The 26,991-nt window shown below is 63.8% G+C and carries 29 protein-coding genes and 2 tRNA genes; 16 read left to right on the forward strand and 15 right to left on the reverse strand.

What is annotated here, in order from left to right; translation table 11 throughout:
• The first annotated feature begins 347 nt into the window (after positions 1 to 347).
• Positions 348 to 1,226: an SPFH domain-containing protein gene (locus tag ACMGT0_RS21260; protein ID WP_054058780.1), complete on the forward strand. Its 879-nt coding sequence runs from the start codon at positions 348 to 350 to the stop codon at positions 1,224 to 1,226.
• Between the two features lie 270 nt (positions 1,227 to 1,496).
• On the opposite strand, the gene ACMGT0_RS21265 is transcribed toward ACMGT0_RS21260, so the two are convergent.
• Positions 1,497 to 1,573 (reverse strand) — tRNA-Val (locus tag ACMGT0_RS21265).
• 210 nt (positions 1,574 to 1,783) lie between these two features.
• Positions 1,784 to 1,860, reverse strand: a tRNA-Val gene (locus ACMGT0_RS21270).
• A 184-nt stretch (positions 1,861 to 2,044) separates the two neighbouring features.
• On the opposite strand from ACMGT0_RS21270, the gene ACMGT0_RS21275 reads away from it, so the two are divergent.
• A complete protein-coding gene (locus tag ACMGT0_RS21275) occupies positions 2,045 to 3,328 on the forward strand; it encodes an NAD(P)/FAD-dependent oxidoreductase (protein WP_054058779.1) in 1,284 nt (427 codons plus the stop codon).
• Between the two features lie 130 nt (positions 3,329 to 3,458).
• On the opposite strand, the gene ACMGT0_RS21280 is transcribed toward ACMGT0_RS21275, so the two are convergent.
• Positions 3,459 to 4,148 (reverse strand): peptidase C39 family protein, encoded by a 690-nt coding sequence (locus ACMGT0_RS21280; RefSeq protein WP_054058781.1) that lies wholly within the window; start codon positions 4,146 to 4,148, stop codon positions 3,459 to 3,461.
• A 231-nt stretch (positions 4,149 to 4,379) separates the two neighbouring features.
• Between ACMGT0_RS21280 and ACMGT0_RS21285 the strand changes: the two genes are divergently transcribed.
• Positions 4,380 to 4,547 (forward strand): hypothetical protein, encoded by a 168-nt coding sequence (locus ACMGT0_RS21285; RefSeq protein ID WP_192842722.1) that lies wholly within the window; start codon positions 4,380 to 4,382, stop codon positions 4,545 to 4,547.
• 69 nt (positions 4,548 to 4,616) lie between these two features.
• Here ACMGT0_RS21285 and ACMGT0_RS21290 read toward each other — a convergent pair whose 3' ends face one another.
• Positions 4,617 to 5,366 carry a TerC family protein gene (locus ACMGT0_RS21290; RefSeq protein WP_054058778.1) on the reverse strand — a complete coding sequence of 250 codons (750 nt, stop codon included), beginning with the start codon at positions 5,364 to 5,366 and terminating at the stop codon, positions 4,617 to 4,619.
• A 137-nt stretch (positions 5,367 to 5,503) separates the two neighbouring features.
• Here ACMGT0_RS21290 and nhaR point away from each other — a divergent pair, with 137 nt between their 5' ends.
• Complete coding sequence (nhaR, locus tag ACMGT0_RS21295; protein ID WP_054058777.1) at positions 5,504 to 6,409, forward strand: transcriptional activator NhaR; 906 nt, start codon at positions 5,504 to 5,506, stop codon at positions 6,407 to 6,409.
• On the opposite strand, the gene ACMGT0_RS21300 is transcribed toward nhaR, so the two are convergent.
• Positions 6,406 to 7,560 (reverse strand): MFS transporter, encoded by a 1,155-nt coding sequence (locus ACMGT0_RS21300; RefSeq protein ID WP_054058776.1) that lies wholly within the window; start codon positions 7,558 to 7,560, stop codon positions 6,406 to 6,408. The two genes, nhaR and ACMGT0_RS21300, sit on opposite strands and share 4 nt — an antisense overlap.
• 233 nt (positions 7,561 to 7,793) lie before the next feature.
• Positions 7,794 to 8,303 (reverse strand): DUF1993 domain-containing protein, encoded by a 510-nt coding sequence (locus ACMGT0_RS21305; RefSeq protein WP_054058775.1) that lies wholly within the window; start codon positions 8,301 to 8,303, stop codon positions 7,794 to 7,796.
• A gap of 130 nt (positions 8,304 to 8,433) precedes the next feature.
• Between ACMGT0_RS21305 and ACMGT0_RS21310 the strand changes: the two genes are divergently transcribed.
• Positions 8,434 to 9,084 carry a YceH family protein gene (locus ACMGT0_RS21310; RefSeq protein WP_054058774.1) on the forward strand — a complete coding sequence of 217 codons (651 nt, stop codon included), beginning with the start codon at positions 8,434 to 8,436 and terminating at the stop codon, positions 9,082 to 9,084.
• Positions 9,085 to 9,270: 186 nt separating this feature from the next.
• On the opposite strand, the gene ACMGT0_RS21315 is transcribed toward ACMGT0_RS21310, so the two are convergent.
• Positions 9,271 to 10,089, reverse strand: coding sequence for a shikimate 5-dehydrogenase (locus tag ACMGT0_RS21315; protein ID WP_054058773.1), 819 nt, complete (start codon positions 10,087 to 10,089; stop codon positions 9,271 to 9,273).
• Between the two features lie 243 nt (positions 10,090 to 10,332).
• Between ACMGT0_RS21315 and ACMGT0_RS21320 the strand changes: the two genes are divergently transcribed.
• The 3 genes from ACMGT0_RS21320 to ACMGT0_RS21330 all read left to right on the forward strand — a co-directional run bounded on the left by ACMGT0_RS21320 (position 10,333) and on the right by ACMGT0_RS21330 (position 11,464).
• Positions 10,333 to 10,683 carry a hypothetical protein gene (locus tag ACMGT0_RS21320; RefSeq protein ID WP_081005976.1) on the forward strand — a complete coding sequence of 117 codons (351 nt, stop codon included), beginning with the start codon at positions 10,333 to 10,335 and terminating at the stop codon, positions 10,681 to 10,683.
• A gap of 265 nt (positions 10,684 to 10,948) precedes the next feature.
• Entirely contained in the window at positions 10,949 to 11,143 is a 195-nt protein-coding gene (locus tag ACMGT0_RS21325; protein ID WP_054058772.1) for a hypothetical protein, read from the forward strand.
• A gap of 138 nt (positions 11,144 to 11,281) precedes the next feature.
• Complete coding sequence (locus ACMGT0_RS21330; protein ID WP_054058771.1) at positions 11,282 to 11,464, forward strand: hypothetical protein; 183 nt, start codon at positions 11,282 to 11,284, stop codon at positions 11,462 to 11,464.
• Between the two features lie 82 nt (positions 11,465 to 11,546).
• Here the strand turns inward: ACMGT0_RS21330 and ACMGT0_RS21335 are convergent, their stop codons facing one another.
• Positions 11,547 to 12,107 (reverse strand): hypothetical protein, encoded by a 561-nt coding sequence (locus tag ACMGT0_RS21335; protein ID WP_054058770.1) that lies wholly within the window; start codon positions 12,105 to 12,107, stop codon positions 11,547 to 11,549.
• A 573-nt stretch (positions 12,108 to 12,680) separates the two neighbouring features.
• Here ACMGT0_RS21335 and pbpG point away from each other — a divergent pair.
• A complete protein-coding gene (gene pbpG, locus ACMGT0_RS21340; protein WP_054058769.1) occupies positions 12,681 to 13,616 on the forward strand; it encodes a D-alanyl-D-alanine endopeptidase in 936 nt (311 codons plus the stop codon).
• Between the two features lie 35 nt (positions 13,617 to 13,651).
• Here the strand turns inward: pbpG and ACMGT0_RS21345 are convergent, their stop codons facing one another.
• The gene (locus ACMGT0_RS21345) at positions 13,652 to 14,623 is read right to left on the reverse strand and encodes a diguanylate cyclase (protein ID WP_416769697.1); all 972 of its coding nucleotides are present in this window, start codon (positions 14,621 to 14,623) and stop codon (positions 13,652 to 13,654) included.
• Positions 14,624 to 14,845: 222 nt separating this feature from the next.
• Between ACMGT0_RS21345 and ACMGT0_RS21350 the strand changes: the two genes are divergently transcribed.
• Positions 14,846 to 17,290, forward strand: coding sequence for a hypothetical protein (locus tag ACMGT0_RS21350; RefSeq protein WP_416769699.1), 2,445 nt, complete (start codon positions 14,846 to 14,848; stop codon positions 17,288 to 17,290).
• A gap of 43 nt (positions 17,291 to 17,333) precedes the next feature.
• The gene (locus tag ACMGT0_RS21355; protein ID WP_054064458.1) at positions 17,334 to 18,170 is read left to right on the forward strand and encodes a helix-turn-helix transcriptional regulator; all 837 of its coding nucleotides are present in this window, start codon (positions 17,334 to 17,336) and stop codon (positions 18,168 to 18,170) included.
• Positions 18,171 to 18,176: 6 nt separating this feature from the next.
• On the opposite strand, the gene ACMGT0_RS21360 is transcribed toward ACMGT0_RS21355, so the two are convergent.
• Complete coding sequence (locus tag ACMGT0_RS21360; protein ID WP_054059907.1) at positions 18,177 to 18,764, reverse strand: LysE family translocator; 588 nt, start codon at positions 18,762 to 18,764, stop codon at positions 18,177 to 18,179.
• A gap of 163 nt (positions 18,765 to 18,927) precedes the next feature.
• Here ACMGT0_RS21360 and ACMGT0_RS21365 point away from each other — a divergent pair, with 163 nt between their 5' ends.
• The 5 genes from ACMGT0_RS21365 to ACMGT0_RS21385 all read left to right on the forward strand — a co-directional run bounded on the left by ACMGT0_RS21365 (position 18,928) and on the right by ACMGT0_RS21385 (position 22,126).
• Positions 18,928 to 19,875, forward strand: coding sequence for an AraC family transcriptional regulator (locus ACMGT0_RS21365; RefSeq protein ID WP_054059906.1), 948 nt, complete (start codon positions 18,928 to 18,930; stop codon positions 19,873 to 19,875).
• A gap of 148 nt (positions 19,876 to 20,023) precedes the next feature.
• The gene (locus ACMGT0_RS21370) at positions 20,024 to 20,644 is read left to right on the forward strand and encodes a LysE family translocator (RefSeq protein WP_054059905.1); all 621 of its coding nucleotides are present in this window, start codon (positions 20,024 to 20,026) and stop codon (positions 20,642 to 20,644) included.
• Position 20,645: 1 nt separating this feature from the next.
• Complete coding sequence (locus tag ACMGT0_RS21375; RefSeq protein ID WP_054059904.1) at positions 20,646 to 21,206, forward strand: GNAT family N-acetyltransferase; 561 nt, start codon at positions 20,646 to 20,648, stop codon at positions 21,204 to 21,206.
• Between the two features lie 69 nt (positions 21,207 to 21,275).
• A complete protein-coding gene (locus tag ACMGT0_RS21380) occupies positions 21,276 to 21,494 on the forward strand; it encodes a hypothetical protein (RefSeq protein WP_054059903.1) in 219 nt (72 codons plus the stop codon).
• A 53-nt stretch (positions 21,495 to 21,547) separates the two neighbouring features.
• Complete coding sequence (locus ACMGT0_RS21385) at positions 21,548 to 22,126, forward strand: DUF4337 domain-containing protein (RefSeq protein ID WP_054059902.1); 579 nt, start codon at positions 21,548 to 21,550, stop codon at positions 22,124 to 22,126.
• A gap of 96 nt (positions 22,127 to 22,222) precedes the next feature.
• Here the strand turns inward: ACMGT0_RS21385 and ACMGT0_RS21390 are convergent, their stop codons facing one another.
• From ACMGT0_RS21390 to ACMGT0_RS21410, 5 genes are all read right to left on the reverse strand, one after another.
• Positions 22,223 to 23,050, reverse strand: coding sequence for a class I SAM-dependent methyltransferase (locus ACMGT0_RS21390; protein ID WP_054059901.1), 828 nt, complete (start codon positions 23,048 to 23,050; stop codon positions 22,223 to 22,225).
• An 80-nt stretch (positions 23,051 to 23,130) separates the two neighbouring features.
• A complete protein-coding gene (locus ACMGT0_RS21395) occupies positions 23,131 to 23,886 on the reverse strand; it encodes an ABC transporter permease (RefSeq protein WP_054059900.1) in 756 nt (251 codons plus the stop codon).
• A complete protein-coding gene (locus ACMGT0_RS21400) occupies positions 23,886 to 25,085 on the reverse strand; it encodes an ABC transporter substrate-binding protein (protein WP_054059899.1) in 1,200 nt (399 codons plus the stop codon). The genes ACMGT0_RS21395 and ACMGT0_RS21400 overlap by 1 nt, the downstream gene beginning before the upstream one ends.
• Complete coding sequence (locus ACMGT0_RS21405; RefSeq protein WP_054059898.1) at positions 25,051 to 25,893, reverse strand: ABC transporter ATP-binding protein; 843 nt, start codon at positions 25,891 to 25,893, stop codon at positions 25,051 to 25,053. Before ACMGT0_RS21405 ends, ACMGT0_RS21400 begins: the two co-directional genes overlap by 35 nt.
• A complete protein-coding gene (locus ACMGT0_RS21410) occupies positions 25,890 to 26,960 on the reverse strand; it encodes an acyl-CoA dehydrogenase family protein (RefSeq protein ID WP_054059897.1) in 1,071 nt (356 codons plus the stop codon). The genes ACMGT0_RS21405 and ACMGT0_RS21410 overlap by 4 nt, the downstream gene beginning before the upstream one ends.
• Between the last annotated feature and the right edge of the window lie 31 nt (positions 26,961 to 26,991).

The raw sequence follows: 26,991 nt of genomic DNA on the forward strand, positions 1-26,991 counted from the left end.
GGCTCAGGTGATCCACCTTGCACTGGCGGTTATCCGGCTAACGCCCTTGATAGCGACCTCCCGATTGAGCCCGGACGTCAGACGGCGTCCTTGTGAAGTGCCGATATGGCTCATCGCGTGATGTGTTTTTTCGCAACGCATTCCCCCTGTCCTCAAGTCTGGGAACACCTTCTCAGCATGAAACAGGTTCGGAAGTTATCATGGCGAGCGCCGCCGCAAGCGGCCCTGCCACCGAGGCGTTCGCACGGCGGCCTGCAAAACCATTGGCCATGTTGGCGGGACATGCTCTCCGGATAATCGGGCAGCGTATTCAGGGAGTGGTTGCCCGCCCTTCAAAGGAACGAGATATGACCCCCACCCCCAATCTGATTGGCAAAGTGGCAGGCGGTGTAGCAGCCCTGCTGGTGCTCATCGTGTTTTTCGGCAGTTGGTATACCGTGGATGAAACCGAGCGCGGCGTGCTCCTGAGAAACGGCGCACTGGTGGGCGTCGTCGACCCGGGCCTGTCGTTCAAGATGCCCTTCATCGAGAGCGTTCGCCTGATCAGCATCCAGAGCCAGGTCTCGGCCTACGAGAACCTGCAGGCCTACAGCAAGGACCAGCAGTCGGCGCAGCTCAAGGTCTCGGTCTCCTGGCACGTCGCCCCTTCCGATGTCGCCAAGGTCTACACCCAGTTCAAGGACATCGAAGGTATCCGCGACCGCCTGATCAGCCGCCAGGTGCCCACCCAGGTCGAAAACGTCTTCGGCCAGTTCAATGCCGTGGCCGCCGTGCAGAATCGCGTGCAACTGGTCAGCGACATCTCTACCGCCATCAAGGGCTCGATCAACGGCCCGGTGATCATCGACAGCGTGCAGGTGGAAAACATCGATTTCAGCGATGCCTACGAAAAAGCCATCGAGGCGCGCATGGCGGCCGAAGTGCAGGTCAAGACCCGTGAACAGCAACTGGCCACCGAGCAGGTTCAGGCGCAGATCCGCGTGACCCAGGCCCAGGCCGAAGCGGACGCCCAACTGGCCCAGGCCAAGGCCGATGCCCAGGCCACCGAACTGCGGGGGCGCGCTGAAGCGGAAGCGATCAAGGCCCGAGCCCAGGCGCTGGCGAGCAACCAGAACCTGGTGGAGCTGACCAAGGCCGAGCGTTGGAATGGCGTGCTGCCAACGACGGTACTGCCAAGCGGCACCCTGCCCTTCATCGACGCGCGGCAGGAGCGTAAATCGGACTGAGGTCCGAAATCAGGAGGACGTCCACTGCCATGCCTCCCGAATTGCACATACGTGGTACAGCCCCCCCTGAAACCGGATGCTGAGGAACAGCCAGGGGAGCGGTCACCCCATCGAGTGTTTGCCGGTATTTCAGGAACGCCGGATGCGCCAGCAGTCGGCCCGCCGTAATGGCGGAGTCGACACAAGGAAGGAGTTGGCACATTCCAAACGCAAAAAAGGGCCAATCTTTCGATTGACCCTTTCAGACCGCCCAGCAGAGCGGATTTTATCTGGTAGGCACGATTGGACTCGAACCAACGACCCCCACCATGTCAAGGTGGTGCTCTAACCAACTGAGCTACGTGCCTGCTGTGGGCTGCATTCTACGGATTTTCTGCCGAGAGGCAACCTGTTTTTTCGCTAAGCCTATGAATAGGCTTGGAAAAATCTTCAGGGCAAGCGTTTCCAGGCCAAATGCCACTCAGCACGAAGACCTCACCTCGAACTTTTTTCAGGACGAAAAAAAGGCCAATCTTTCGATTGGCCTTTTTACACCGCCCAGCAGAGCGGATTTTGTCTGGTAGGCACGATTGGACTCGAACCAACGACCCCCACCATGTCAAGGTGGTGCTCTAACCAACTGAGCTACGTGCCTGCTGTGAGGCGGCATTCTACGGATTTGCCGAGGGGTGTCAACACCTTTCTTTCTGCTAAGTCTCTGAATAGGCGAATTTTTTATTGAAGCTCCAGCAACATCCCGGTTTGCGGTGGCTGGCGGGGGTATTTCAACTGAGGTAGCATCAGGCCATTCGTCAAAAATATAAAACAGAGGTTGCAGGATGGCGAACACTCCCTACCCCCAGTCCTACTACGCCGCATCGGCCAACCCGGTTCCCGAGCGTCCGCCCTTGCAGGATGATGTCGAAACCGATGTGTGCGTGATCGGTGCCGGCTACACCGGTCTGTCCAGCGCCCTGTTCCTCCTGGAGAACGGCTTGCGGGTGACGGTACTGGAAGCCGCCAGGGTCGGCTTCGGTGCCTCGGGCCGCAACGGCGGGCAGATCGTCAACAGCTACAGCCGCGATATCGATGTGATCGAGCGCAGCGTCGGGCCGAAGCAGGCGCAACTGCTCGGGCAGATGGCCTTCGAAGGCGCCCGGATCATTCGCGAGCGGATCGCCAGATACAACATCCAGTGCGACCTCAAGGACGGCGGGGTATTTGCCGCCTTGAGCAGGAAACAGATGGGGCATCTCGAATCCCAGAAGAAGCTCTGGGAACGCTTTGGGCATACCCAACTGGAACTGCTGGACCAGCGCCGCATTCGTGACGTGGTCAACTGCGACCAGTATGTCGGCGGCATGCTCGACATGAGCGGCGGGCATATTCATCCGCTGAACCTGGCCCTGGGCGAGGCTGCGGCGATCGAATCCCTCGGTGGCAGGATCCATGAACAATCGCCGGCAGTGCGCATCGAGCGGGGTGCCAATCCCGTGGTGCATACGCCCCAGGGCAAGGTCCGGGCCAAATTCATCATCGTCGCGGGTAACGCCTACCTCGGCAACCTGGTACCGGAGCTGGCCGCCAAGTCGATGCCGTGCGGTACCCAGGTGATCACCACCGAGCCACTGGGCGATGCGCTGGCCAAATCGCTGCTGCCGCAGGACTACTGCGTCGAGGATTGCAACTACCTGCTCGACTACTACCGTCTTTCCGGCGACAAGCGCCTGATCTTCGGCGGTGGCGTGGTCTATGGTGCGCGCGATCCGGCGAACATCGAGGCGATCATCCGGCCGAAGATGCTCAAGGCCTTCCCACAGCTCAAGAATGTGAAGATCGACTACGCCTGGACCGGCAATTTCCTGCTGACCCTGTCGCGCTTGCCCCAGGTGGGTCGCCTGGGCGACAACATCTATTACTCCCAGGGTTGCAGCGGCCATGGCGTGACCTACACCCACCTGGCTGGCAAGGTGCTGGCCGAAGCGCTACGCGGGCAGGCCGAGCGTTTCGATGCGTTTGCCGATCTGCCGCACTACCCGTTCCCGGGCGGGCAATTGCTGCGCACGCCGTTCAGTGCGTTGGGAGCCTGGTATTACACGATGCGGGACAAGCTGGGGATCTGAGGGGATGCAGCGCCTGTGGGAGCAGTGACCAGGGCTTGCTGGCCTATTCGCGGGCAAGCCCTGCTCGTACAGGGATGGGGGTGGCCGATCGCTCCCAGGCGTGGCTTGGGAATGATCCGATGAGCTTGAGTCAGTGCCCGGCCAGTGCCTTCCTGGCGGTCGCGGCCGCCGGTTCCTGACCGGCACGGGCCAGTTCATCGGCGGCCTTCAGCCAGCGCTGCGGGTCGACCTGGGCCGGCAATTGCGTTGGCGACTGGATCAGCACCGCCCAACCACCCGCGCCCTTCCAGGCCGAGACGAATGTGTCGAAATCCATCGGCATCCGCCGGTTCATCCCGGCCCGCAACAGGATCGTCCGCTTGAACCGGTTGTAGCCGGCAACCACCGCATAGCGCGGCTCGGACCACACCCGCCCTTCATTGAACTTCACCAGCACCGGATAACCGGCCGCTACCTGGGTCAGCAATGCCGGCAGCTCGGCATCCAGCGGATAGACCACCATCCCGTATTCACGGGCCAGTACCTGCATGTTACTTTGCAGGTCCGCTTCCGCGCCCGGCAGTTTCAGCGGCTTGTCCAGCAGCCCGGGGGTGACGGTCACGCCCTGCTGCGCCAGCATGCTGGCCAATGCACCCGGGCCACTCTGGTAGGCCTCGCCCCGGAAGAACGGCACACCGTTCAACTCCACACGCTCCGGCAGCCGCTGCAATTGCGGCGGCTGCCCACCGCCGCTGGTGCACCCGCCCAGGGCCAGCAACAGGGCACCCATCATCAGCAACCGACGGGACGACACGGGAAAATGGTTTGATCCGTTGGACATCTTCACTCTCTTGATCAGTTGCCAGGCACATCCGCTCTGGCTCGGGGCCTTGATCATAGGTCGCGGTCGCCCGGGGGTATAGCCTTTCATCACGGTTTATACGGCGCCATAGAGCGAAATGGCTGATCGCACACGACCATTGGTCAATAGCCTGAAACACCGCAGCGACTAGACTGATCTACACAAGCAAGACGAAGTGAGAGAGCCCCGATCGGGGCGAAGGAGGCGCTGATGAGCCTTGTCCTGACCGTTGCATTGTTGATCCTGGGTTGGCTGGCGGTGGCCGCCGCCCTGTTGTGGGGAGTCCTGAGGATTTCCCGTCGTCACCATCATCCCAGCCTGCCCTCGCAGACGCACAAGGCTGGCAAGACTGCCGGACGCCCTGCCAACGCCCATTGACCCCTGTGTATCAAAAAGGCCGCAAGGTTCGTGGATAACCCGGCGGCCCGGTCACTCAGCGCGCCTGAGTCAGCCCTGTGCCGCCTCACGTTTCTGCCGGGCGCGACGGGCCAGCATGTTCAGGCCCTCGATGATCGCCGAGAAGGTCATGGCGGCATACACATAACCCTTGGGCACATGAGCGCCGAAGCCTTCGGCGATCAGCGTCATGCCGATCATGATCAAAAAGCCCAGGGCCAGCATCACCACGGTCGGGTTGTCGTGGATGAACTTCGCCAGCGGCTCGGAGGCCAGCAACATCACCGCTACCGCGACGACCACCGCAATCACCATGATCGGCAGGTGTTCGGTCATGCCCACCGCGGTGATGATGCTGTCGATGGAGAACACCAGGTCGAGCATCAGGATCTGGCCGATGGCCGCGGCGAAGCCCAGGGAGACCCGCGAGTTCTTGTCCTCGGACTCCTTCTCCTGCGGGTCCATGCTGTGATGGATTTCCGTAGTGGCCTTCCATACCAGGAACAGGCCACCGGCGATCAGGATCATGTCCTTCCACGAGAACGCCTGGCCGAATACCTCGATCACCGGCGCGGTGAGCTTGACGATATAGGCAATGGTGCCAAGCAGGCCCAGGCGCAGGATCAGCGCCATGCCGATGCCGAGCCGCCGCGCCTTGGTGCGAAACTGCGCAGGCAGCTTGTTGGTCAGGATCGAAATGAAGATCAGGTTATCGATACCCAGTACGACTTCCATGACGATCAGCGTCAACAAGGCAATCCAGGCGGTGGGGCTGACAGCGAGTTCCAACAGGTATTCCATGGTTCAGTCCTGAGTAGAGTCCCAGGCAAGCCTAGCAGGTGGCTCGCCAATAGCGCCGCATTCTAAAGATACCGATACTTCAGAAAAATTCGTATTTTTCAGCGCTATACTTCGCTTTTAACGAAGTGATGCCCCTCATGCTCAATTATCGCCAACTGCATTACTTCTGGGTCGTGGCCAAGACCGGCAGCATCGTGCGCGCCTGCGACCAGTTGAACCTCACCCCGCAGACCATCAGCGGCCAGATCAGCCTGCTGGAACAGAGCCTGGGTATCGAGTTGTTCCGCAAGGCCGGGCGCCAGTTGGAACTGACCGAGGCCGGGCGCCAGGCCCTGCCCTATGCCGAGCAGATGTTCCAGCTGGGTAATGAGTTGCAGGCGATGTTGCAGGCGCAGCCCCGGGAGCAGCCGTTGCTGTTTCGGGTCGGGGTGGCGGATGTGGTGCCCAAGTCCATCGTCTACCGGCTGATCGCCCCCACCATGGAGCTGGAGGAGCCGATCCGCATCACCTGCCGCGAGGACAAGCTCGAACGCCTGCTGGCGGACCTGGCGATCCAGCGCCTGGACCTGGTGATCTCCGACAGCCCGATGCCGAGCCATCTCGATATCAGGGGCTACAGCCAGAAGCTGGGGGAATGTGGGGTCAGTTTTTTTGCCACACCGGCATTGGCGCAGCGTTATGACGATGCGTTCCCCCACTGCCTGCAGAACGCGCCGCTGCTGATTCCCGGCCAGGAAACCGTGGTCCGCAGCCGGTTGTTGCGTTGGCTCGCCGAGCAGCAGATCCAGCCGAGGATCGTCGGCGAATTCGATGACAGCGCCCTCATGCAGGCCTTTGGCCAATCCGGCAGCGGCATCTTCATCGCCCCGAGCGTCATCGCCGATGAGGTCTGTCGGCAGTACGACGTCAGGCTGATGGGCCAGACCGACGCCGTCAGCGAGTCGTTCTATGCCATCTCGGTGGAGCGCCGGACCAAGCACCCCGGCACGCTGGCCATTACCGAGGGTGCTCGACGCGAGCTGTTCATGGGGCCTGGCGCTTAAGCCGTCACCGTCTTGGCGTCGGTGGTCATCAAGGCCATCGCCAGCAGGATCGACATCAGGATCAGCGCCGCCGCCGCGAAGCCGACACCGCTCAGGCCGACACTGTCGATGACCCGGCCACCGATCACCGCCCCCAGGCCGATCCCCAGGTTGGCCCCGGCAATGTTCAGCGAAGCGGCAAACGCCGGTGCCTGGGGCGCCACCTTCATCAGGCGGACATGGCTGACCAGGAACAGTGCCGCCTGGGTGATCCCCCAGACCGCCAGTGCCGCCGCCAGCCCGGGCCACGAGTTGATGTTCGGCATCACCGCCACCAGGGCGGGAATCATGAAGGCGCAGAACACCATCGAAGCGATCAGCGGCTGGCGGTCGACCATGCGCCCGCCCAGGGCGTTGCCGATCAGACCGACCGCACCGAATGCCATCAGGCACCAGCCCACCACCGTGCCGTTGAAACCGGCCAACCGCTCGAGGATATCGGCCAGGTAGGTGTAGGCGGTGAACATGCCGCTGAAGATCAGGATCGACAGCAGCACATGGCCGAGCATCAGCGGGCTGCGCAGAATGCCGAACTGCGAACGCAGCGAGACCTGCTTCAGGTGCAGGCGGGTCGCGGGCAGGTAGCGCCAGAGCAGCAGCGCCTTGACCAGGGCGACCACCGCCAGGATCGTGAACGCCATGCGCCAGCCCCAGGCGTCTCCAATCAGCGTACCCACCGGGATGCCGAACACCGTGGCGCAGACGATGCCGAAACCGATCTTCTCGATCGCCCGGCCCGCGTGATCCGGGCCGACGATATCCACCGCCGTTTCACTGGCCAGGGCCCAGAATACCGGCAAGCCCAAGGCCGGCAGCAGGCGCGCAACCGCCATGACCCAGATGTTCGGCGCCAGCGCCGCCACGGTATTGGCCAGCCCGAAGACCAGCAGGATGCTGATGAACAGCCGGCGCCGCTCGAAGCGGGAGAACCAGGCGGTCAGGAACGGTCCGAAGGCCGCTACGGTAAAGGCGAAAAGCGTCACCAGCAGACCGGCCTGGGGGATGCTGACCTCCAGATCGCGGGCAATGGCCGGCAACAGCCCGACAATGACGAATTCCGTGGTCAGCACGGTAAAACCGGCGGCCGACAGCAGCAGGATGGCGAGGAACATGAACGACTCCACAAACGACAGCGCCAGCGATAGCCCCGGGGCTCACTGGGAGGAAAGGAAATGATGATGGGCGATTGTACCAGAGCGGTTATGACAATGAGTCATGCGGTGCCTGCGAGGGCCTGTTCGCGGCGGTCCGACGCGAACAGGGGCACCGGCCTACTGACGGGAGCCTGCTTTCCAGCAAGCCGGCTCCTTGCGAGATCAGGTAGGGCGAGTCAAGCCGTGGCCGATCAGAACGCGCCCATGTAGTCGCGCTTGCCGATTTCCACGCCATTGTGACGCAGGATCGCGTAGGCGGTGGTCACGTGGAAGAAGAACTGCGGCAGGCCATAGCTCAGCAGGTAGGACTGGCCGCTGAAGCGCTTCTCTTTCGGCGTGCCAGGACGGGTCACGATCTCGATGCCTTCCTTGCCGTCGACCTGGGCCGCGTCGATGCTGTCCAGGTGCGCCAGAGTCTTGCTGATCAGTGCCTGCAACTCGGCAAAGGTGGTTTCGCTGTCCGGGTAGGAGGGCACTTCGATCTGCGCCAGGCGCGAGGACACGCCCTTGGCGAAATCGACGGCGATCTGCACCTGGCGCACCAGTGGGAACATGTCCGGAGCCAGGCGGGCCTGCACGAATACGCTCGGGTCGATGCCCTTGGCCGTTGCGTGAGCCTCGGCCTTGTTCAGGACGTCGCTCAGGGCGTTGAGCATTTGCTTGAAAACCGGGATGGAAGCGGCGTACAGGGAAATGGTCATGGGTTTCTCACAATGAAAATGGCAGGAGTACAGCCGACCGATTATAGCCAGAGGCGGTCGCATTGCCGCTTGTCTTTTTGTCGGTGGAAGACCTAGGCTAGTCGCCTTCCAATGCATAGGGAACCGCGCCATGAGCACCGAGCAAGAGACTTGCGTCGAACAACCGCGATTGAGCAGCACGGAAATCCGCATCCTGGGCTCCCTGATCGAAAAGCAGGCCACCAGCCCGGAAACCTATCCGCTGACCCTCAACGCCCTGGTGCTCGCCTGCAACCAGAAAACCAGCCGCGAACCGGTGATGAACCTCAGCCAGGGCCAGGTTGGCCAGAGCCTGCGGGCACTCGAGGGCCGTGGCTTTGCCCGGCTGGTGATGGGCAGCCGGGCCGATCGCTGGGAGCAGCGGGTCGACAAGGCACTGGAACTGGTGCCGGCCCAGGTGGTGCTGATCGGGCTGCTGTTCCTGCGGGGACCGCAAACCGTCAACGAACTGCTGACCCGCAGTGGCCGCATGCATGATTTCGAGGACACCGAGCAGGTGCTGCACCAGCTCGAACGCCTGATCGCCCGCGGCCTGGCGTTGCTGATTCCGCGCCAGGCCGGCCAACGCGAGGACCGCTACACCCACGCCCTGGGCGACCCGGCGGATATCGAGGCGATCCTCGCCGCTCGCCAGCAGGCCCCGGAACGCAGCAGCGGCAGTGCGGTGTCGGCGGAGCGAATCGAAGAGCTGGAAGCACGAATCGCGGCGCTGGAAGAGCGGTTGGCGCGGTTGGAGCAATAAATCACAGCGGGGTTTGCGCTGATTCCAGGCTTGTGGGCCATTCGCGGATAAACCGGGGCGCCGGACCGCCGGCTCCCACAATGTGCGGTGTATGCAGGATTTGCGCTCAGCACGATCACTGTAGGAGCCGGCGGTCCGGCCGCGAATGGGCTCACAAGCCTGACGCAGTCACGGGGAACCCAGAGCCTACGCCCGGGCGAACGCCACCGCTTTCTGGAACTGCTCCTCGGTCGGCCGTACGCCGGTGTACAGCACGAACTGCTCCAGCGCCTGGATCGCGATCACTTCCAGGCCGGTGATGACCCGCTTGCCCTGCTCCCGGCCACGCACGATCAAGGGGGTCTCCGAAGGAATCGCCACGACGTCGAACACCGTCTCGGCCGCATCCACCGCCTCCGGCTCGAATGCCAGTTGCCCGGCCTCCGGGCCTCCGTCCATGCCCACCGGCGTGACGTTGACCAGCATCTGCGGACGCAGCGCCCCCAGCTCGGCCTGCCACTCGTATCCGCAGATTGCCGCCAGCGCCTTGCCGGCGGTTTCGTTGCGGGCCACGATCACGCCGTTGCGATAACCGCCATCGCGTAGCGCTGATGCCACGGCCTTGGCCATGCCGCCGCTGCCGCGCAGGGCGAAAGTCGTGTCCCTGGGCACCGCATGGGTTTCGAGCAACTGGGCAATCGCAATGTAATCGGTGTTGTAGGCCTTGAGGTGGCCCGCCGTGTTGACGATGGTGTTGATCGACTGGATCGCCGCCGCCGAGGCGTCCAGTTCGTCGACCAGAGCGATGCAGGCTTCCTTGAACGGCATCGACACGCCACAGCCGCGAATGCCCAGGGCACGGATGCCGCCGACGGCACCCGGCAGGTCCTGGCTGCTGAAGGCCTTGTAGTAGAAGTTCAGGCCCAGTTGTTCGTAGAGATGGTTATGAAAGCGCAGGCCGAAATTACCGGGACGCCCAGATAACGACATGCACAGTTGGGTGTCTTTGTTCGGGTTCATCTGCATGTTTCATCTCCTGAGGGGTACTTTCGGATAAACGGGATTAGCCACCCGCACCGGTTTTCGCTGATCATAGGCTCTGGCACAGGCATCACGGGACTGTAAAGAAGCACCGCCCGGAACCTTACACAAAATTTACCCAGCGGCGTCGAAGATTTTCAGGCACCCGCTGTCATAGAAGTATCCCCGCGACAGTTCTTGAGTCTATTGCAGACAACAAGCGCTGGGGTTGGAACCTGAGGAATCATCATGATGCGTACCATTCCCAAGATAGCCTTGCTCGTTGGTGCACTCGCTGTCGCAGGCCAGGCCTCCGCCCACGGTGGCGGCGGCTGGGTGGGTCCTGCCTTGTTGGGCGGCGTGATCGGCGGAGCCATTGTCAGCTCGGTGGTGTCGAGCCCCCGTCCTGTCTACGTGCAGCAGCCTGTGTACGCACAACCGGCACCGGTGTATGTCCAGCCGGCCCCGGTCTATGTGCAACCTGCACCTGTCTACGTTGCCCCCCCACCGCCTCCTCCCGTGGTGGTCTACGGTGGCGGCTACTACGGTCGCCCGGTGTACTACGGCCACCCCCATTATGGTTACGGCCCTCGCTGGTAACCACCCGGCAGAAATCCAGGCCCCGCTCGCAAGACGGGGCCTGGGTCGTTACGGGGGCAGGAAAATCCGCGGGGCCACCCTCCCCGTCTGGATTTCAGAGGTAAAGGTCGCAGGCAAGACAGCATTCGTACACCAATGGCGCATGATAGGACTGCCGGTCGTCGCGTTGCTCAGCCCTTCACACGGCTGTCATATGGGTGCCACCGCCCGGCTGCAAAATCGATCCATCGTCGAGGGCCTTCCCTTATAAGAACAAGGACGAACCATGCCAACGCAAAATCCGCATCGCATCGCCGGGCTCTGCACCTCCAGCAAGGTCTACAGCGCCCTGACCGAGCTCAAGCAGCTCGAAGGCCATCGCACGGCCAAGTTTCTCTCGTTGCTGGCCGAGAACCTGGTCCGCAAGGGGCTGTTGAATGAACAGGAAGTGATTCACATGCTGGATCAGGTGGTCGACTGATCCGGCATCAGCCGACCTGCGACAGCCAAACGATAATGGACCAGGGCTCGATTTCGTCGATGTCCACTATCGAGCACGGTGATTTTTCCTGAAGCCGTCATGACCGTAAGGTAGCTCCATAGATTGATGGAGGTACTTATGCCCAAGGTTCAGATCATGTCCGTTATCGGCAGCGCCGTTCCCGCCTCGCTCAGGGAACTGGGACTGCTCGCCTGCTGGTACCTGGTTCGCGATGGCGTACAGATCAGCGGCCCCCTCACTTCCCTGCCAGCGGCCAAGGCCCTGTCCGAACGCATGGACCTGCATGCCCTCGGCGCCTGACCGCCCACCGACTTCCCGAAACGTGCGTTGCTCCGCACAACCCCTTGCCCGCACTGTGTTGCGGGCTTTTTTTGGCCGGTACTCAGCTGCGTTCGGCCTGGACGCTGTTGAGCTGGGTGCGATGCCCCAGCTTCTGCAGGCGCTTGTCCAGCTCGATCATCACCGCCCGGTCCGAACGCCCGCTTTCCAGCTCGTCGATCAGCACGTTGGCGACCTTGCGCAGTTCGTGAATGATCAGAATCCGATCGTCATTCAGGTCCTGCTTGTGGGACTCGAACAGGCGATGCAGAAAATCCTCGAGGCTGCGCTGGTGGCGATGCCGGTCGGAAGCCCGCAGGTGAGTCAGGCTGGCGGTGATGCGCCCCAGCAGTTCGAGCAGTTCCAGGCCGAAATAATGCAGGCGCCGGGCATACCCCACTTCGCGCTCACGCAGGCGCTGACGCTCGGCCTGGAACGCCTGCTTGCGCTGGATCGCCGGCACCGCAATCGCCACCATCAACCCGACAATCAGCCCCACGGCCTGAATCCAGCCATACCAGTCGGCCGATTTCGGAAAGAACGCGAACCCCAGCAGCAATACCGCGACGATTCCCGCCCATACCACCATGGGCAGGTAATCCCTGCTCAAAGAAATCTTTGGCATGCCCCAACTCCTGAAGTCCAGAAAGCACCTAGCGCAATAATGGCGCCGATGCTAATCGCAGTTCGCAGCGAACACCATGACCTATCAATGCCGATACCCGAACACCCCGTCGGGACTCAGGGAAAACCCTAGAGCGCAATTGATTTCAAAGGGTTTTCCGGGGTATTGCGAACTTGACAAAAGCCACTGGCGAAGCAGCTGGAAAATATTCTGGAAAAATCGCTGGAACCTGCGAAATAAAGGCCTTGGACCGATACAACGGCTGCCCTCTCTACGCTACCATATATCTTATGGCCAGTACGGACTCGAGGGTCCATCGCCAAACAGCCAAGGCACGTCTTCCGGGTTCTCCGGGCAGCCATTGCAGTGACTGAATCCAGCCAGGGATCGGACAACCATCGGAAAGTTCGAACAGGCAGCGGAAGTGCGATCACACAAGATTAAATTTTGTGTCAGTTACGCCAACTCTCTGCAGCGCTGTGGCAACTTTCCGGGCTATATTCATCAAACGTAACGCTTTTTCAAGAAAAGCCCGTTGCCAACGGTTTATCCATTTTTAGCGAGTCCATCCGCGTGAACATTCGTCATTCCATCCTCGGCCTTTTTTTCGTTCTGGCCGGCACCGTTGCCACTCCTGTCGTCGAGGCGCGTGAAACCACCCAGGCCCCTCGCGATACCAGCCACCTGCAAGTCGCCTCCGGCAGCGCCCTGCTGATCGATCTGCAGACCAACAAGACCCTGTACTCCAGCAACCCCGACGTGGTGGTGCCGATCGCCTCGGTGACCAAGCTGATGACCGCCATGGTGGTGCTCGACGCCAAGTTGCCGATGGACCAGTACATCTCGGTGAACATCAGCGATACCCCGGAAATGAAAGGCGTGTTCTCCCGGGTCAAGCTCGGTAGCGAACTGCCGCGCAAGGAAATGATGCTGATCGCCCTGATGTCGTCCGAGAACCGGGCGGCCGCCAGCCTGGCGCACCACTATCCGGGCGGCTACGCGGCGTTCATCGCGGCGATGAACGCCAAGGCCAAGTCCCTGGGCATGATCAACACCCACTATGTCGAACCGACCGGGTTGTCGATCCACAACGTCTCCACCGCCCGCGACCTCAGCAAGCTGCTGATGGCCGCCCGTCACTACCCGATGCTGAGCGAGCTGAGTACCACCAAGGAAAAGACCGTGGCGTTCCGCAAGCCCAACTACACCCTGGGCTTTCGCAACACCGACCATCTGGTCAACAAGGACAGCTGGAACATCAAGATCACCAAGACCGGTTTCACCAACCAGGCCGGCCACTGCCTGGTGCTGGTCACCGAGATGGGCAATCGCCCGGTCGCCCTGGTGATCCTCGATGCGTTCGGCAAGTACACCCATTTCGCCGACGCCAGCCGGATCCGCAACTGGGTCGAAACCGGCAAGGGCGGCAGCGTGCCGGACGTGGCCCTGCGCTACAAGGCCGACAAGAATCTGAAGGGCCGCCAGGCGGGCGAACAGGCCGCAAAGTAACCGGGCAGGAACCGGCCCGGTTTTCCGGGCCGCGCTCAGCTGCGTTGGCGTTTGAGTGCCTGTTTATGCGCGTACATGGCCCTGTCGGCGTCCTCCAGCAGATCTGCGATCGAGTCATGGCGATGCGGGTCATATTCGATCTGCCCCACGCTGAAGCGAATGTCATAACCCCGCTTCTGCCCTGAATTGCGCTCGCCCAGGGTGTGGCGAAGCCGCGCCATGATCATCTCGACCTGCACATGATCGGAGCCGGTCAGCAGCACCACGAACTCATCGCCCCCCAGCCGGCCGACCACGTCGCTCTCGCGAAACACGATGCGCAGCACATCGGCGAAGTTCTTCAGCGCCAGGTCGCCCTCGGCATGGCCGTACACATCGTTGATCTGCTTGAAGTCGTTGAGGTCGAAGAACAGCAGCGAAGCCGGCTTGCCCATGCGCTTGCACACGCCCAGCCCCTGGCTGGCCAGGGCCTCGAAACCACGACGGTTGGACAACAGGGTCAACTCGTCCATGGTCGCCATCTGTACCGCCACCAGTTCCTGCTCGGCCATCTGCGCCAGGTCGCACAGCAGCGAGCGTTCCTCGTCATTCAGCGTCCGAGGCTTGGTATCGATCAGGCACAAGGTACCGAGCTTGTTGCCCTCTCCCACCGTCAGCGGGCAACCGGCATAGAAACGGATGCCGGGGGCCCCCGTCACCAGCGGATTGTCATGGAACCGTTCGTCGCTCTCCGCGTTCGGAATCATCAGCACCTGATCACCGAGGATCGCGTGACCACAAAAGGAAATATCCCGCGGCGTCTCACTGGCCGTCAGCCCGACGCAGGACTTGAACCACTGTCGGTTCTCATCGACCAGGCTGACCAGCGCGATGGGCACATCGAACAGGCGCTTGGCCAGGCGGGTCAGGCGGTCGAAACGCTCTTCGGGCGGAGTATCGAGAATATTCAGCGAGCGCAGTTTTTCCACGCGGGCCGTTTCATTGGCAGGTTTTTTCGGCGCTAACATCACAGACATCCCAGGCTTGCGATCATGCAAGCGTAGACAATAAATGAACCGCCACAACGCTATGGACCGTGTAAATCCGCCAATGTTCTTCGGTCGACCCGTTGCCCGCCCCCGACCGTCCATGCGTCCTGTGACCGGCCGCACAACCCCGGGCCCAGGCATGGGCGCCGCCCGCACGACAGGTCATACTCGCCCTCCGCCATCACCGCACAGGATGTCCCCGTGAGCGCCGCCCGTGACGAAAGCAACCCTCCCAAGAGCATCGGTCGCCTGCTGCTGGAGCTGATCTGGCAACTGCTGGTGCTGGGGGTACCGATTTTCCTGGTGACCACCCTGCCACCGCTACTGGCCGGCACCGTGGTACTGGCCGCAGCCGCCGGCATGTGGCTGTGCGCCAGGCTCGGCTGGCTGGCCGGCGGACGGGGTGCCGCCCGGCTGATGATCTCGGCGGTGTTCGGCCTGGGTTTCAGCCTGGGGCGCGCCCTGCCCGACTACTGGGACATCGCCGCGGCCTGCCTGGCCATTTTCCCCGGGCTGGCCTGTGTCGCCACCTGGGAACGCCGGCTCGGGCTGGTGCCGCCCAGCGCATCCAGCCCCCGTGGCCGAAGCGCCTGGGGTGGGCAGGAACCCGACCAGACGCCCGAGGGCGAACCGATCCGGGTATTCAACCACAGCGAAATCGCCATGGGCGGGCCGGTCACCTGCGACTACCTGTTTCCCGATGGCGTGCTGCTCGAAGGGCTGGGCTCATCGGCGCGCTTTTCCAGCGATGGCCGCTATTTCGCCGCACCGGTGCCGTCGCGCCAGAGCTGGGGCCTGGTGATTCTCGACCGCCGCCAACGGCAGCTCTATCGCTGCAACGACGAACGCTTCTGGGAACTGGACACCTTCAACGAACAGGGGCTCGCCGGGCGCTACAGCCCGCTGGTGGATAACAGCACCGAACAGGTCAGCCTGCAGGCCCTGCTCAAGACGGCACAGCGGGTGGACCTGTTGCCCGTCGGCGACCTCTGGCTCGAACCCGGCCATTGGCAGCAGAACCTGGCCCGCCAGCAGATCGAACAGCGCTCCCCGGACGGCCGGCACCTGCTCGAAGGCCAGCTCAGCCTGCCTGACAGCCTGCGACAACTGGAACAGCCGCTCGGCGCCCTGTTGCACCCGGATTACCGCCTGAGCCTGGATGGGGAAGCGACGCCGCTGCTGGTCAAGGCCGACACGACGCCGGTGTGGAGCGACGACAGCCAGCGGCTGGTCTGCGTCGCCACGGTCGCCGGGAAGCCTGACACGCCGGCCCGTGGCCTCTGGCTGTGGCAGCGGGGCCAGGGCTGGCGCGCCTTGCGTACGCCTTGGAGTACCCACGACCGCAGCCCTTCCGGCTACTGGAGCGAGCCGGTGGCGCTGGACGCCCAGTTCGTCCGCCTGGACAGCTACCTGCCGCTGCAGCAGCCCGACAACGGCCGCTTCGGCTACCAGTTGCACGAGATTCACAGCGACTCGGAAATCCTCGTCGGCCACGACCCGCTCGGTCGTGAGCGGGATGCCGACTGGAACCGCGCTCGGGTGCTGCTGGCCCTGCCACTGGAAGGCGATGGGCAGGCCTGCTCGGTGCAGATCGAGTCCGCCCCGCTGCCGGGCGGCAGCCGCGCCCGTTTCATCCGGGCCTGCGACAACCAGGACGGGGTCGGCGGTTACCGCTGCCAACTGGCCGACTGGGAACTGCCCGGCCTCTGGCAGTTGCCCCATCGGCTCAGCGATGACGGGCAGTACCTGGCGCTGATCCCCTTCACCGAGGCCAAGGCGTTGCCGGATCGGGTCGTCGTGGTCGATCCCGGCAACCGGCGGCTGATCGACAGCCCGCCCTTGCTGGTCGCCGGGCTGGTGGATTTTCGCGGCCCAGTGCTCAGCGTCGCCGTGGTCGTCGGCCGTCTGCCGCGGGATGACTCCGGCACACCCCTGCGGCGCTTCACCGTACCGGCACCGGCGGCGTCCGAAGCCGGCGGGTTCTGCCGTTATCGCGAGGACTCGCGGGTGTACTACGAAATGCGCCAGCTCCGGCTCGGCAAAGACAGCCTCGAGCTGCTACCGGCCTGGCGCGTGGTCAACCAGCCACAGCTCGCCACCGCCGAAGGCGAGTTCATCCAGCCTGCGCCGACCGGCCTGGATGCCGCCTGGCTGTTCGGCAGTTCCACCGAATATGGCGATGACCGGCTGCGCGGCCAGATCGCACGCCTGGGCGGCCACCTGCTGACCGCCTCCGGCTGCGCCCTGTCCGATCTCGCCCCGTCGATGATCTGGTCCCCCAGGGGCCGTTACCTGGCGCTGACCCGGCTCTATCTGGAACATCCGGATTTCGAGTACAGCCGGCGCGCCTGGAAACTCCTGCTGCTCGATGTCGAGGCCCACACCCTGCGCACCGCCCCGGACTGGCTGGGCAACCGGCCGCAGTTCATCGATTTCAGCGGCGACACCCTGCACCTGCGCCACTATGAAACCGACTGGGACCTGCGCGATGGCTCGGACCCCGGCCACCGGGTGAAAATCGACCTGAAGACCGTGCTGCAATGGCCCGCCGAACCACTGGAGCGCCATGGCGAACTCTGGCTGACCCGCAGCGACGCCGGCAATGCCAGCGCGTGGCAGGCACTGGAAAGACCGGCGTTACTGTAGGAGCATGTCCATGATTCGAACGCCCGAGACACTGGAACCGACCATGAGCAGATCGACCACCGCCCACCCGGACGACAAGGCCCCGTATTTCTGGCGTGATGCGGCGCTGCCCTTCATCGAGGCGCGCTCGATCCAGGATGGCCGCGAGGTCTGCTATTCCCGGCATTCCCACGAGCACTTCTCCATCGGCGCGATCACCCACGGCCGCAGCACCTATATCAACGAACAGCAGCAGTGGCAGGTCGAGGCCGGCACCGTGGTGCTGATGAACCCCGGCGAGGTGCACGCCTGCAACCCCATCGACGACCAGCCCTGGGCCTATCGCATGTTCTATGTCGAGACACCCTGGCTGACCGCGCTGCAACACGAACTGGGGTTCAGCCCGGACCTGGACTTTCGCCCATTCTCCGCCACCCACAGCCGCGATCCGCAGCTGTACCGGGGCCTGAACGCACTTTACGAACAACTGGTGGACGACGACCTCGCCCACCTGGAAAAGCAGTGCGCGATCGTCGAGTTCTTCACCCTGCTGCAACACCGGTTGAACCCGGCGCCGATCCCGGCCCGCGAGGTCAACCAGAAGCTGGAGCGGGCCGCGGCCTACATCCACAAGCACTGCACCGAAGCACTGAAGCTGGAGGACATCTGCCAGGCCGCGCAACTCTCGGCGTCCTACCTGACCCGCGCCTTCAAGCAGTATTACGGCATGACGCCCCACGCCTTCCTGGTCAACCGGCGCATTCAGTATGCGCGCAATCAACTGCGGCGCGGACGGCTGATCGCCGACGTCGCACTGGAGGCCGGCTTCGCCGACCAGGCGCACTTCCAGCGGGCCTTCAAGCAGCACCTGGCCGCAACGCCCGGCCAGTATCGCGGCTGAGCGGACTCAGGGCAGCAACAGGTAGGCCGCACTGAGCGCCAGCAGCAAGGCCATCAGCCGATTGAACAGGCGCATCCCCCGGGGATTTTCCAGGTAGCGGCGCAGGAAGGTGCCGGCGAAGGCCCAGCAGGCGATCGAGCCGTAGCAGATCACGAAGTAGATCAGCGCGAACTCCAGCACCACCCGCGTATCACCCTCGGCGGCAAACGCGCCCATGCCGGCGACGCAGGCCAGCCAGGCCTTGGGGTTGAGCCACTGCATTACCGCGCCGAGGGTCAGGGTCGGGCGCTTGCCGGCGTTGCCAGCGTCGAGCGAACCGTCATCCATGGCCAGCTTCCAGGCCATGTACAGGAGAAACGCCACACCGCCGAGCTGGATGCCTCGCGTCAGCGCCGGCACCCGCAGCAACAGTTCATGCAGCCCCAGGCCGATCAGCACCAGCAACAAGGTGAAACCCAGGGTGGCGCCGGTCACATGGCGCAGGCTGGCACGCAGGCCGAACTGCGCCCCGGCACTCAAGGCGACGATGTTGACCGGGCCAGGGGTAATGGACGAAGCCAGCGCAAAGGCGGCCATGGAAAGCAGAACGCTCATCGGATAGGTCTCTCTCGATTGAAGATGAGCAGCACCGTACCCAGCCGCCGGCATCACGTATTGAAGAAAACTCCCCTGGCGGACCGACAGCCAGCGTTTACTATGGCTGCTGCGTTTTCCCTGGCATTCGCCCGACCTATCCACCGGAGGGAGTCAAAGGCCCATGAGCGTCGCCTATCAGAGCCTGCTGGAATACACGCGCCGGATGAACCGGGTGCTGGAACACATCGACCAACACCTGGACCAGCCGCTGGAGTTGGCCGAACTGGCGGCCATCGCGCACTTCTCGCCCTTTCACTTCCATCGCCTGTTCAGCGCCTGGGTCGGGGAAACCCTGGGCGACTACCTGCGCCGCCGCCGGCTCGGCTGTGCCGCCCTGCTGTTGGCCGAACGCCCCGAAGCCACGGTGCTGGACATCGCCCTGCAGGTCGGCTTCGGCTCCGGCGAGGCCTTCAGCCGGGCGTTCAAGCAGCACTTCCAGGTCACGCCCAGCACCTGGCGCCAACTCGAACCCGTCCGCTGGGAACAGCGCCTGAACGACATCCGCGAACGGCGCCGGCAGTCATTTCGCAATCCTGATCAGGAATGTGCGCTGATCCTGTCCGACCATGGGCGCTCCCAAACCCTGGAGGAAATGACGATGGACGTCACGCTTGAAGACATCCCCCCGACCCGCATCGCCTACATGCGCTACACCGGGCCCTACGGCCCTGGTATCGGCATATTCTGGCGCGAGACCTTCATGCCCTGGATGGAACGTAACGGCCTGACGGGCGAGCTGCGCCTGGGCATCGGCCACGATGACCCGCATGTCACCCCACCCGAGAAATGCCGCTATGACGCCTGCGTGCAGGTGCCGGACGACTTTGTCGGCAGTGGCGAAGCCACGGTGGCCACCCTCCCCGGTGGGCGCTACGCGGTGGCCCGTTTCAGTGGTCATGTCCGCGACTTCCCGGATGCCTGGACCGAGCTGTGCCGCGACTGGCTGCCCCGCAGCGGCATGCAGTTCGCCAGTGGCCCGCCCTTCGAACGCTACCCGAAAGATGCCCATTACGACCCGGTGGCCGGCACGCTAGACTGCGACATCTGCATCGCGGTGAAACCGCTGTAGCTGAGGATCGGCCCAGGTTTGCTGCCAATGAGCAGTACACCTGGGCAACAAGTTTCCGGTACAGCCCTGCAAAGGCTTGGACACACTGGCGCCAGCAGGATGCCCGGGGTTACTGTCGAGCCTTTCCTGTTTCCTGCCGGAGCGCGCCATGACCCTGTCGACCCTGCTTCTCTTCATCCCCGCGTGTTTCGCCCTGAACATGGCACCCGGCCCGAACAATCTGCTGTCGGTCAGCAATTCGACCCGTTACGGCTTCCGAACCTCCTGCCTGGCCGGCCTGGGGCGCCTGCTGGCCTTCGCCGGCATGATCGCCCTGGCGGCGGCGGGCCTGGCGGTGGTGCTGCAGACCTCGGAACTGCTGTTCCACGGGATCAAGATCCTCGGTGCCGCCTATCTGCTCTACCTCGCCATCCAGCTCTGGCGCGCCAATCCGCAAGCCGAGGCACAGACGGAGCAAACCCGGGCCAACCTGCCCGCCCTCGCCCGCCAGGAGTTCCTGGTGGCGGCAGGCAACCCCAAGGCGATCCTGATCTTCACCGCCTTCCTGCCACAATTCGTCGACTCTTCCCAAGGCATCTCCCAACAGTTCGCGGTACTGGGTGCACTGTTTCTGGTCCTGGAATGGGTCGCCATCAGCGCCTACGCCTACATGGGCATCCACATGCGCCGCTGGTTCGCCGAGCCCCGGGGCAAGCGCCTGTTCAATCGTGGCTGCGCGGTACTGCTCTCGGGTGCGGCGTCGGTGCTGCTGACGGCTCGCAGGGCCTGACATGTCGATCACCACACCGCTTCCCGTGATCCATACCCATCGCCTGCTGCTGCGTCCGGTTCGGGCGGACGACCTCAAGGTCGCCCAGGCCATCCATGGCGATCCGCAGACCAACCGCTATAACCCCAAGGGCCCCTCCTCCCTGGAAACGACCAGCAGCCACCTGTTCAACTGGATCGAACACTGGAAGAACAAGGGCTTTGGCTACTGGGCCGTCTGTGACCGGCAACAGCCGGAAAAGGTATTGGGATTCGGTGGGCTGCAGGACGCCCTGTTCGGCTCGCGCAGTGGCTTGAACCTGTACTTTCGCTTCGCGGTGGAGGCCTGGGGCAAGGGCTACGCCAGCGAGATGGTCGAGGCGGCCCTCGACCTGGCGTTCAGGCACCTGGCACGCAACGAAGTCATCGGCCTGGTGCGCCCGGACAACCTGCCCTCGCGCCGCACCCTGGAGCGGGCCCGAATGACCGTCGATGGCGAACTCGACGACGTTCCCGGCCAACCCCACAGCCTGCTCTACAGCCTGAGCGCGGAACGCTACCTGAGCCCGGAAAGTTTCATGTAGCGCGCTGCGGCAAAGGCGTAAAATGCCCCGAGCAACCATTACAAAATATGTCAGCCAGGGGAATCACTTATGAAATCCAGTCTCGTCAAGGCCACGCTGGTGCTGGGCAGCCTGTTGCTGGGCGCCTGCTCATCGGACCTGAGCACTCACTACAACAGCGCCTGCTCGACCCTGAGCTGCCAGCAGCACTACAACAGCAGTGCCCGCCTGAGCCAGGACAATGGCTCGATGAACCGCAACCTGGGCAGCAGCTTCAGCGAGTATGGCGAGAGCATGCTGCGCGACTAAGCCGCTGACACCGATCTACAGCAGCCTTCCTTTCTACCCCAAGACCTGCGTTTATGAGCGAAGCCTTCGAAGTCCCCAGCCCTCACGAAAAACACGTCGAACACACCACCGAACATGCGCACGCCCGAGGCGACGGCTTCGCCAGCCGGATCGCGGTGATGACCGCGGTCATGGCCACCCTCGGTGCCATGCTCAGCTACCAGGCCGGCTCCACGGAAAGTGAAGCGGCGATGGACAAGAACAATGCGGCCATCATCAAGACCGAGGCCGCCAACCAGTGGAACTACTACCAGGCCAAATCCAGCCGCCAGAACCTCTCGGAAATGGCCAGCCATATTCCGGGCCTGGATGCCGGGCACTACACCGCCGAGGCCGAACGTTACAAAAAGGAGAAGGAAGCGGTACGCCAGAAGGCCGAGGGACTGGAAGCCCAGAGCCGCGAATGGGATGCCCGCTCGGAGGAGCTGCTGCACCAGCATCACCGCTGGGCCCAGGCGATGACCGCCATCCAGATCGCCATTTCGCTGGCGGCGATCACCCTGCTGACCCGCCGGGAATGGCTCAAGCGCCTGTCCTATACCGCGGCGGGTGCCAGCGTGGTGCTGGGCTCGATGGCCTGGCTGCATATCTGAGGCCGGCCGCTGCCGGGTTCTGGCGATGGCGACCGGGCAGAAAACACCGGGTCGCCTGAGACACCGCCATCGCCGGCAGGCCGGCTCCCACAGGCATCAGCCGCGCTTGACCGCCTGCAGCGTGTAGCTCAACGGCAGGCGGTCAGGCGCCTGCTTCAGACGCCACTCGTCGTCCTGCGCCGAATGCACCATCTGCCCCGGCAGTGCGTCCCAGGGAACGCTCTGGTGCTCCACCAGGCCGGTGATCGTCATCCCCTCCTCCAGCAGCGCACCGACGATCTCGCCCAGGCCATGGTTCCAGGTGTGAGTGACAGTGGCGGTCAACGGCGAATCGCTGGCCACGTAGGTCTGGTCGCTGCTGAAGACCAACGGCTGCTCATGCTCGAAATACGGGTATTCCACCCGCAAGCCCTCCTGATGCGCCTCGTTGAGCGACCAGAGCATCGGATGCCCCTCGCGGATGAACAACCGGCCGCCCGGCTTGAGCAACGCCGCCACCGTCCGCGCCCATGGCTGGATGCGCGGCAACCAGCAGAGTGCGCCGATGCCGGTGTAGACCAGGTCGAAGGACTCGCGCGGCAGCACCTCGGCCGCGGCATGGACGTCGGCCTCGACAAACTCCAGCTCGGCCCCGCAACCGCGCGCCAACGCACGAGCCTCGAGCAGCGCGGCGGGCGAGAAATCCAGTCCGGTCATCGACGCGCCGAGCCGCGCCAGCGACAAGGTGTCGGTACCGATATGGCACTGCAGGTGAACGCCCCGCAGGCCGGCGATATCGCCGAGCAGTGGCAGGTCGAAGCGCACTACGTCGGAGAGGTGCTGCGGATCGGCGAGAAAACGATGCAGGCCATACTCCGCAGAGCGCGCATGCACCGGCGCGCGATCGTTCCAGTTGGCCTTGTTGATGTTCAGCGAGTCATTCATGGGCAAAGGGTCCCTGCCATTTTCCAGACAGGCACCCTATCACCCTCGTCAACGAAATGATTTGAGCAAGTTGTAAAGCTTCAGGCGTGTGCCCAGCGCCGATGCAGGCCGCGCGCCAGGGCATCCAGGGCAAAGCCGAGCAGACCGATCAGCAGCACCATCGCCATCAGTTCCGAGTAGGCCAGGCGGTCACGGGTGTCGAGAATGAAATAACCCAGGCCGGCGCTGACACCGAGCATTTCGCACGGCACCAGCACGATCCAGAGAATGCCGATGGACAACCGCACGCCGGTCAGCACATGGCCGAGCACCCCCGGCAGGATGACCTTGCGCAGGGTTTCCCAGCGGGTGGCGCTGAGGCTGCGGCTCAACTGCAACCAGCGCGGGTCGAGCTGGCGCACGCCGGCCGCGGTGTTGAGCATGATCGGCCAGACCGCGGCGAAGGCCAGCAGGAAGTAGATCGGCTGGTCGCCCACCCCCATCAGCATCACCACCACCGGCATCCACGACAGCGGCGAGATCATCCGCAGGAACTGGAAGGCCGGCGTGGTCGCCGCCTCCAGATGACGGTAGCTGCCGATCAGCAGGCCCAGGGGCACGCCGATCAGCAGGGCCAGCGCCAGGCCGACCAGGATCCGCTTGAGGCTGACCAGAATGTGCTCGTAGAGCTCGGCACGACCGAGCAGTTCGACCAGGCTGGCCAGGGTCGCCTGTGGCGAGAAGCGGGCCGACAACCCATCGGCGCTGCCGAACAGATGCACCCCGAGCCACCAGGCCAGCAGCAGGCTCAACAGCCCGGCAATGCCCAGCAGCCAGTTCCACAACGGCTTGCCCATCAGATGCTGAACTCCTCGCTACGCTCGAAGTTGTCCGGCAGGCCGAACGCCTTGAGCCCACCCACCGCCGCGATGCTGTTGCGCACAAAGCGGTCGTCCACCAGGTCGCGGGCGGTCTGCGCCGGATCGAGGTTGGCGAGGAAGCCCTTGTCGCCTTCGATCAGGGTGTCCTTCAGGCGCCGGACCAGTTCCTCGGTGTAGCTGGGGAACGGATAGGGCTGGAAGTCGATGCGCTGCTCGTCCCAGTTGCCATGGCGGATCGCGCCGCTGGCGAGGTAGGCGTCGCGCTCGGCGGCATTGGGCGTCAGCACCCGGCCGAGCACCTGCGGGGTATGGGGCGTGTAGCGGTTGCTGCCCTCCTTGGACAGCAGCCTGGCCGCCTCGGCGCGGTTATCCCGCGTCCACAACTGCGCCTTGACGATGGCGTTGACCACCTTCTGCGACCACTCGGGGCGAGCGTTCAGGTCCTGCTCGTGCATGAACACCACGCAGCAGGCGTGGTTGCGCCAGACGTCGCCGGTGAAGCGCTGGACCCGACCGACCTTGAGTTCCTCGGCCAGGGCGTTGAACGGCTCGGCGACGATGTAGCCGGCGATGCGCTTGCTGGCCAGGGCCGGTGGCATGTCCGACGGCGGCAGCACCACCAGGTTGACCTCGTTGGCCGCCAGCGCGCTGTTGGCCGGCTTGCTCACCGGTTGCAGGCCGTTGTCACGGAACAGTTGCTGTACCACCACGTTGTGGATCGAGTACCAGAACGGAATCGCTACCGATTGCCCGCCCAACTGACGGATCTCGGTGATGCCGGGGGCGACGGTCAGGCCCGAGCCGCCGACATGGTTCCAGGCCACCACCTTGGCCGGCACCTTGCTGCCATAGCGGGCCCAGACGGTCATCGGCGACAGCAGGTGGATCACGTTGACCTGCCCGGAAATGAACGCCTCGATCACCTGCGCCCAACTGCGCAGCAGCACCGGGCGCTCGGCCTTGATGCCCTCGGCCTCGAACAGGCCGTTGTTATGGGCCACCAGCAGCGGCGTGGCGTCGGTGATCGGCAGGTAACCGATGCGTACCGGCGCATCCGGCTCCAAGGCCGCACGGGCCTTCCGGCTGTTGAGCAGCGGCAGGGCGCCGCCGGCCGTCAGCAGGGCGCTGAGTTTGAGGAAGTCACGACGAGTGTGGGTGAAGTCGTCCAGGCACATGATCCATCTCCGACGGTTCGGGCTGTGTTGAATTGAGAGGGTTGCGGCTTGCCCGCCGAAGGGTTTTGAGAATCTCGATGCGCAGGGCACCCAGTTCGTCGACCAGTTCGGCACGCGGTTGCGGCAGGTCGATACGCCATTCACCGAGCGTCCGCGCCGGGCTGTTCCCCAGTAGCAGGATACGATCGGACAGCAGCAGGGCTTCATCGATGTCATGGGTGATGAGCACTGCGGCCGTGTGATGTTCGGCAATCACCCGCAACAGCAATTGCTGCATGTCCGCACGGGTGACTTCGTCGAGGGCGCCGAACGGCTCGTCCAGCAACAGCACCTGCGGCTGACGGGCCAGGCAGCGGGCCAGCGCCGTGCGCTGGGCCATGCCGCCAGAGAGCTGCGCCGGGTAATGCTCGCGGGCATGCTGCAAACCGACTTCACTGATCGCGGCATCGATCCGGGCCTGGCGTTGCTGCGCGCTCAACTTCGGTTGGCGGGCGAAGTCCAGGCCGAAGGCGACGTTCTTCTCCAGGCTCAGCCAGGGCAGCAGGCTCGGATCCTGGAAGGCCACCGCCACGCGCGGATGCGGCCCCTCAAGGCGCTCGCCGTGGAGACTCACCTGGCCGCCATGGGGCGCCTGCAAGCCGGCCAGCACCCGCAGCAGGCTGGACTTGCCGACCCCGCTCGGTCCCAGGATCGACACCACCTCGCCGGGTTTCAAGTGCAGGTCGAAAGCTTCCAGCACCGCCTGCCAGCCCTGCTCCCGCGGATAGCCGAGACTGATCTGCCGGGCTTCGAGCAGCAGCGCACTCATGCCACGGCTTCCCGCGCCTGACGCTGCAGTTCGGTGCGCAGTTGCACCAGGCTCGGCGTGACGATCGGCACGAATGCCGATTCCCGCCAGCGCCGGGCGAAACCGCTGCCGAACTCGCTCAGGTAGGCCTTGCCGCCGCTGGCCTGCAACTCCAGCTGCACAGCCTGGGCGGCCACTTCGGCGAGGCTGATGCGAATCTGGAACAGGTCGGCCGGACGCGCCAGGAAACGGCCCTCGAGCAGCCCGCACTTCAATGCCTCCACCGCCTGCTCCAGCACCTGCCGTTGCTCGACCAGCGGTTCGCGCAGGATCGAGCGCCCATCCTGCAGGTGCTGTTCGACTTCACTCAGTGCCCGGCGGCTCAGGCCAATCGCCATGCCGCATTGCAGGCCGAGAAACGCAGGCCTGACGGCGGGCAGGAAACGCTTGGCATCCGCGTGCAGCAACCACTCGCTGCCGACGTTCACCTGGCACAGATCGATGGCCGCGGTATTGCTCGATTGCAGCCCCATCAGTTGCAGATCCTCGGAACGCCGCAGGCCGGCCAGGTTGTCCGGAATCGCCAGGACGAAGGGTGCACCGCCCTCCTCACCCTCGATCGCCGCCGCGACGACGAAACCGCTCTTGCGCAGGTTGGTCACCCAGTGCAGACGGCCATCGAGCTGCCAGCCATCGGCCTGGGCCTGGGCGCGCACCTGCAGCGACTCGATGCCCGACAGGAACTTCATGGCGTTCGACAACCCGGTCGCACCGGCCAGCTCGCCGCTGAGCAGGTTAGGCAACAGGCGCTCGCGCAGGGCTGTGTTGGGACTGTGCAGCAGGTATTCGATGAAGGCACGCTGCCCCCAGAACACGAAGGCCGCCGCCAGGGAATGACTGGCGACGCGGGCCAGCGTCTCGATGGCATCGGTGACATTGCCACCGCTGCCGCCCGCCGCTTCATCGACGCCCACCCGCAGCACGCCGGCTGCCGCCAATTGCGACAACACCCCCTGCGGATCGCACTGTCCCAGGTCCAGGGCCTGGGCGTGTTCATCCAGCCATTGGCTCAATGCCGGATCAAGCATGTGATTTTCTCCTTGAGCGCGACGCCGGGTC

Origin of the sequence: Pseudomonas sp. RHF3.3-3 (genome assembly GCF_048069595.1) — a bacterium.
In the GTDB taxonomy this organism is placed as follows: domain Bacteria; phylum Pseudomonadota; class Gammaproteobacteria; order Pseudomonadales; family Pseudomonadaceae; genus Aquipseudomonas; species Aquipseudomonas fuscovaginae_B.